Annotated in this window: 1 protein-coding gene; it reads left to right on the top strand. The window is 73.3% G+C overall.

Translation table 11 applies throughout. The features are described 5' to 3' along the window. Positions 1-1,029: AAA family ATPase (locus ON39_RS27065; protein ID WP_040738643.1), on the top strand; the 1,029-nt coding region annotated here is incomplete at both ends.

Below are 1,029 nucleotides of genomic sequence, written 5' to 3'. Positions count from 1 at the left end.
ACCGGCGCGGGCAAGACCACAGTGCTCGACGCGATCGCGTTCGCGCTCTACGGCCGCGTCCCCGGCGCGCGGGGCGAGAGCAAGCGGCTGCACTCCGACCACGCGCCGGAACAGACTCCGCCGCAGGTGATTCTGGAGGCCACCCTCGGCGGGCGGCGCGTGCGCCTGACCCGCATCCCCGAGTTCGAGCGTCCGAAGCTGCGCGGCACCGGCATGCGCACCGACCCTGCCAAGGCGACGCTGGCGTGGCTGGACGGGCGCGGCGAAAACCTCTCCCGCATACCCGATATCGGCGAGGAGATCGTCCGGCTGCTCGGCATGAGCGCCGACCAGTTCTTCCAGGTGGTGCTGCTGCCGCAGGGCGACTTCGCGCGGTTTCTGCGGGCGGACAACGAGGATCGCGAGAAGCTGCTCGAAAAGCTTTTCGACACCGAGCGATTCGGCAGCGCCGAGCAGTGGCTCGCGGACCGGCGTCGCGCCTCCGCCGCGGACCTCGACGCGCGCAAGCAGGGCATCGACCGTCTCATCGCCCAGGTCGGCGTCGCGGCGGGGGCGAGCGCCGCCGAGACCGTCGGTCCGCTCGAGGCCGTCGGGTGGTCGCAGGAGTTGCTCGCCACCGCCCGCACCGACCTGTCCACTGCCGCGGCGGAAGCCGAACGCTGCCAACAGGAGTCGGCTCGCGTGCGGGCGATCGCGGAGGAGCAGCGTCGCCTGCACGAGCTGCATCGCCGAATGACGGCCGCGCGCAAGCAACTCGACGACTATGCGGCGGCCGCGGATCAGCGCGCCGCGTTGCTGGCCGAGCTGGAGGCGGCTCGCCGGGCCGAGCCGGTCGCGGCGGCCATCGACGAGGCGCGCGACGCCGTCATGCGGATGCGCCGCCGTGACACCGAGAAGCTCAGCGCCAGCAGGCAATTGGCGGCGCGGCTCGGCGAGCCCGCCGGGGCGGAACTCGGCGGCGGCGAGCTGATCTCCGGCGGCGAACCGGCCGATGGCGGTGAGCTCGCCGATGGTGGGGGCGAGCCGGTC

Source organism: Nocardia tenerifensis NBRC 101015 (assembly GCF_000308715.1).
Lineage (GTDB): Bacteria > Actinomycetota > Actinomycetes > Mycobacteriales > Mycobacteriaceae > Nocardia > Nocardia tenerifensis.
Note: the sequence above shows the minus strand (reverse complement) of the source record. Positions and strands in the feature narration are given on the sequence as shown.